General features: G+C 65.5%; 4 protein-coding genes. All 4 read right to left on the reverse strand.

What is annotated here, in order from left to right; genetic code table 11:
* A partial coding sequence (gene dgoD / locus AC3AYF_RS17665; protein WP_487780106.1) for a galactonate dehydratase occupies window positions 1–951 on the reverse strand: 951 nt, incomplete at its 3' end.
* A gap of 92 nt (window positions 952–1,043) precedes the next feature.
* Complete coding sequence (locus AC3AYF_RS17670) at window positions 1,044–1,844, reverse strand: FadR/GntR family transcriptional regulator (protein ID WP_295039994.1); 801 nt, start codon at window positions 1,842–1,844, stop codon at window positions 1,044–1,046.
* Window positions 1,845–2,121: 277 nt separating this feature from the next.
* Entirely contained in the window at window positions 2,122–3,384 is a 1,263-nt protein-coding gene (gene glyA / locus AC3AYF_RS17675; protein WP_295039992.1) for a serine hydroxymethyltransferase, read from the reverse strand.
* 391 nt (window positions 3,385–3,775) lie between these two features.
* Window positions 3,776–5,480, reverse strand: a 1,705-nt coding sequence (locus tag AC3AYF_RS17680; protein ID WP_487780107.1) for an ABC transporter permease, incomplete at its 5' end; no start/stop codon positions are given.

Raw genomic sequence — 5,480 nt, forward strand, 5'->3', positions numbered from 1 at the left:
GTAGTGGATCCCCATGCTCTGCTCCTGGATGAAGGCGTTGTGGTTGACCGCATCCACGTGCAGGGAAGCGGCCAACGTCAGCGGTCCCAGCGGACAGTGCGGAGCCAGCGCCACATCGAAGCAGGATGCCAGCGTGGCGATCTTCATACCCTCGCTGATGCCGCCGCAATGGGAAAGATCGGGCTGGACGATATCGACCATGCCTTCGACCAGCAGGTCGCGGAACTGATAACGCGTGTGCAGCCGCTCGCCGGTGGCGATGGGATAGCCGAGGCCCCCGGCGATGTGCTTGAGGCTCGGCAGGTGTTCCGGCAGCACCGGCTCTTCGACGAACATCGGGTGATACGGTTCCAGCTCCCGCAGCAGCGCCTTGGCCATGGGGCGATGGACGCGACCGTGGAAATCGATGCCGATGCCGACATCCGGCCCCACCGCATCGCGGGCCTCGGCGACACGGGCCACCGCCTCGTCCACCTTGGCGTGAGAGTCGACGATCGCCATTTCGGCGGTGCCATTCATCTTGAATGCGGTAAAGCCCTTGTCGACCAGCGCCTTGGCGCCCGCGCCCACGTCGCTGGGCTTGTCGCCGCCGGTCCAGGCGTACATCCGCATCCTGTCGCGACAGGCACCACCCAGCAGCTGGTGCACCGGCACGCCGAGATCGCGCCCCTTCAGATCCCACAGCGCCTGGTCGATACCGGCGATGGCACTCATCAGAATCGGACCGCCCCGGTAGAATCCCGCGCGATACATGATGTTCCACAAGTGTTCTATGCGGCGCGGATCCTGACCGACCAGATAGTCGGAAAGTTCATGCACGGCGGCCTCGACCGTGGCGGCGCGCCCCTCCACCACCGGCTCCCCCCAGCCATAGCAACCCTCGTCGGTCTCGATCTTGAGAAACAACCAGCGCGGCGGCACCTGCCAGGTCTTCAAGCGGGTAATCTTCATGGTTCACCTGTTCTATTCAAAGCAGTTCGTTCGATTCGGACCGGCTGACGCGAAAGCGCCGACGCGGCCCCACTGGCAGGCCCGGAGCGCCATCACGGCTCCCCGATCGAAGGCGGCATCACGATCGACGGCGGATTCTCGACCAGATCCTCCATGCCGAGGTCACGGCCGGTGCGCTTGAGCACCGACAGCGCCGCCTTGGCGGCTTCCTGCGGCTGGCGCAGGCGGATCGCCTCCATCACCCGTCGATGACGCGCCATGCTGTCATCGAGATCCTTGGCGCTATGCAACGTGGCGCTCTGGTTGGAACGCTCGACGATCAGCGCGATGGCCGGTTTGAGCACATGACTGATCTGCGCCCAGATCAGGTTGTGGGAAGCGGCGAATATCGCCTCGTGGAACGCCACGTCGTAAGCGTTGTAGCTCTGTCCCTGCCAGTGCAGATCCGTACGCTCGAGCGTACGGATCATGCCTTCGTAGGCGGTTTCGATGGCCAGCAGGTCCGAAGCGGTGGCGTGGGTGGCAGCCAGAGCGGCAACGAACGGCTCCGCGGCCACGCGAAAGGCGAAGACTTCCCGCTGGAGATGCGGGTTGGGCTGGGCGTAGCGCGCCATCCAGGCGCTGACCTGGGGATCGAGGAGATGCCAGGAGGCCAGCTCGCAGACCCGCGTCCCCTGCCCGGAAATACGCACCAGCAGCCCCGCGTTGACCAGCTTCTGCAGGGCGCTGCGGACGGTACTGCGACTGACGCCGAAGCGCTCGCAGAGGTCGATCTCCCGCGGAATCATGGCACCGATCGCATAGCGGCCGCTGAAAACGGCCTCGGCCAGCGCTTCGGCGATATCGGGCCTCGGGAGGTTGGGGGGATCTGTCGCTGGAGGATCTGCTGCCATCGCGATGTTCAACTCACAGCCATCTATGTCCGACATAGCTTCCAGCAAGTTGACCTGCCTGGCTGTTAGACCATGGTCATAGACAAGACTAAAGTCGTAGGAAAATATACCCTGGATCCGAATTCGACCTGCACCGCGACGGTATCTCCTTGTCTCATCTTTCGCCCCCGCCTTCCACCGCCACGGGCAAGCCCCTTGCTCTCAGCGACGCCGTCGGGAGGCCAGAACGACGATGCCCCTCCGAGGAGGGGCATCGTGAGCGGCAAGCCGGGTCCGATCAGCGGTAGACCGGCAGGCGGGAGCAGACGGCCTCGACCCTGGTCTTGACCTCGCCCTCGACCTGGCTGGAGTCCCCCTGCTGCATGGCGTCGAGAATATCGCAGATCCAGCCGGCCAGATCGCGACACTCGGCCTCGCCGAAGCCGCGCGTGGTCACCGCCGGGGTGCCGATGCGCAGACCGGATGTCACGAACGGGCTCTGCGGGTCGTTCGGCACCGCATTCTTGTTGACGGTGATATGGGCACGCCCCAGCGCCGCGTCGGCCTCCTTGCCGGTCAGCCCCTGCTTGACCAGCGACAGCAGGAAGAGATGGTCTTCGGTGCCACCGGAGACGACTTCGTAGCCGCGCTCGATGAAGACACCGGCCATCGCCTGGGCGTTCTTGACCACTTGCTGCTGGTAGGTCTTGAACTCGGGGTCCATCGCTTCCTTGAAGCAGATCGCCTTGGCCGCGATCACGTGCATCAGCGGCCCGCCCTGCCCGCCAGGGAAGACGGCGGACTGCAGCTTCTTCTCGATCTCGGCATCGTTCTCGGCCGACAGGATCAGGCCGCCGCGCGGACCACGCAGGGTCTTGTGCGTGGTGGTGGTGACCACGTGGGCATGGGCCAGCGGGCTGGGATAGACGCCAGCGGCCACCAGACCGGCGACGTGCGCCATGTCGACCAGCAGGTAGGCACCCACGTCATCGGCGATCTCGCGGAACTTGGCCCAGTCGATGATCTGGGAGTAGGCCGAGAAGCCGGCGATGATCATCTTCGGCTGATGTTCGCGGGCCAGCTTGGCGACTTCGTCGTAATCGATCCGGCCGCTCGCGTCGATGCCGTACTGGACCGCGTTGTAGTGCTTGCCCGAGAAGCTCGGCTTGGCGCCGTGGGTCAGGTGCCCACCCGCGTCCAGGCTCATGCCGAGGACGGTGTCGCCCGGCTTGACCAGGGCCTGGAAAACCGCACCGTTGGCTTGAGAGCCGGAGTGCGGCTGCACGTTGGCGTAGCTCGCGCCGAACAGCTCCTTGGCGTAGTCGATGGCCATCTGCTCGACCACGTCGACATGCTCGCAACCGCCGTAGTAGCGCTTGCCGGGATAACCTTCCGCATACTTGTTGGTCAGCTGCGTGCCCTGGGCCTGCATTACGCGCGGGCTGGCATAGTTTTCGGAAGCGATCAGCTCGATATGGGCTTCCTGGCGCGCGACTTCCTGCTGCATCGCGTCCCAAAGGGCATCATCGAATCCGGCAATCTGCATCTCTCGGGTGAACATCGACGGGAATCCTCGGCTCGGGGATGGTTCGACTACCAGCGGCGCCAGTCAGGCATCCGGCGGCTCGATCTCAAAAATCGTCAGCGCAGTTTGAAAAGGCAGCGAGCGAAACCCAGACGAGGCAAGAAGCGGTGAGGAAGCGGAATTGACTCGGGAGTCGAGGCGCATTCCGAACCGATCTTCAACGCTGTAAGGGCGAGCGCAGGCTCTTTTCAGGTGCAGCGTGGGGCGCAATGATACCCCAGCGCTGACGGCCTTTCCTATGAAAGTCCGTCATGCGCTGAACCATAATTTCTCACGTTGGCTTTAGCCTGGTTAAAACATGCCCGGGGGCGTCATCCGCCGTCCCGCCGCCGCCAGAATTCGCTCCCTGCGGCCGTGCCGTGATCCCTCAGGTCTCTCCCAGCAGCCGCAGGCTGGCCATCGGCGCCTGCCGCCGTGTCCCGCGAGACAGCAGAAAGCCGATGCCGCCCACGACCCCGGCGCCCAGGATCGGCATGATCCCCCACATCAGCCAGTGCATTCTTGGCACCAGCCCCAGCCAGCCGTAGATACCCAGCGCCGCCATCTCCGCCAGCGCGGCCCCCAGCAGACCGCTGGCAAAGCCCAGCAGGGCGAACTCGGACCACTGCATGCGGGAAAGCGTCCGCTTACCGGCACCTAACACCCGCAGCAGGGCGCCTTCGTGGGCACGTGCCGGGCGGCTGGCGGTCAACGCCGCGTAGAGTACGCTGATGCCTGCCAGCAGCACGAAACCGAGCACGAACTCGATGGCCTGGGTCACCTGAACGAGGATGCCGCGAACCTGTTCCAGCAACGCCTCGACGTTGAGCACCGACACGCCAGGATATCGCTGCACCATCTCGCCCAGCAGTTCGTTGCCGTCGCCGGGGAGATGGAATGACGTGATGTAGCTGTGACCGAAGCCATCCAGAGCACCGGGGGGAAAGATGATGAAGAAATTGGGCTGAAAGCTCTCCCAATCCAGATGGCGAAGGCTGGCGATTCGGCCCGTGATGCTGTCACTGCCAATGGTGAAGGTCATCTCGTCGCCCAGCGAGAGGCCAAGCCGCCCCGCCAGCTCCTCCTCGACCGAGATCGGCACGGCACCATCGCCCGACGCCGCACCGGTATCGAACCAGCGCCCCGCGGTGATCCGGTTGCCTTCCGGCAGGTCGGCACGCCAGGTCAGGTTGAGATCCCGGCGTAGCGCACCATCGGTCTGGTGCTCTTCCGGCACCTGCTGTTGCGGCGATTCGCCGTCGATGGCCGTCAGTCGCCCCCGCACCATGGGGTAGAGGCCGCTGGTGGCGTCGGCGGCGCTGTCGATCAACGATTCGACGCCGTCACGCTCCTGGGGCTGAATGTTGATCGCGAAATAGTTGGGCGTATTCGCCGGCAGCTGCGCCTGCCAGGTCGTCAGCAGGTCGCCGCGCACCAGCGCGATGATCGCCATCGCCGCGAAGGTGACGGAAAAGGCGAGCAACTGCCCCAGGCTGGCCGTGCGTCGCCGTGCCAACTGGCGCCCTCCCAGCTGCCAGGCGCGGACCTTGCCCCCCTGGGGCAAGCGAGCCAGCACGGCGAGCAGCAGCTGCAGCATCAACCGCCCCACCCCCCACAATACGACCAGCGCAACCAGACCGCCCAGCAGGATGCCCAGCGCCAGCACCGGGTCGCCGGAGTAGAGCCACAGCAGCGCGCCGAACACGAGGCTGGCGAACGCCACGACCAGCCATCCGGCGGCCGGCATCGGATCGAGCTCGCGCCGCAGCACCTTGAGCGCGCTGACACGCTTCAGTCTCAGCAGCGTCGGCCCCGCGAAACCGACCAGCACCGCGAGCGCGGTCAGCACGCCCATCAGCCAGGGCATTCCGCCCGGCGGCGGCAACTCCAGCGGCAGGAAGCGGGTCAACAACGCCAGCAAGACCGCCTGCCCTGCCAGCCCCAGCAATGCGCCCACCGCCGCCGCGCCCAGGCCATTGAGCATGGTCCAGGTCATGGCACACTGGGCCGAGATGTCGACGAACTGGGCCTCGCCGGTCTGGCGCATGCGCGCGTGGGCCACGAGCGCGGCCACCGACATTTCGGCCCCGGCG

The sequence above is a fragment of the Salinicola sp. genome (assembly GCF_982684285.1).

Coding starts and splice junctions, on each gene's coding strand:
- AC3AYF_RS17670 (WP_295039994.1), bottom strand. CDS start 1,844: ATGGCAGCAGATCCTCCAGCGACAGATCCCCCCAACCTCCCGAGGCCC.
- glyA (WP_295039992.1), bottom strand. CDS start 3,384: ATGTTCACCCGAGAGATGCAGATTGCCGGATTCGATGATGCCCTTTGG.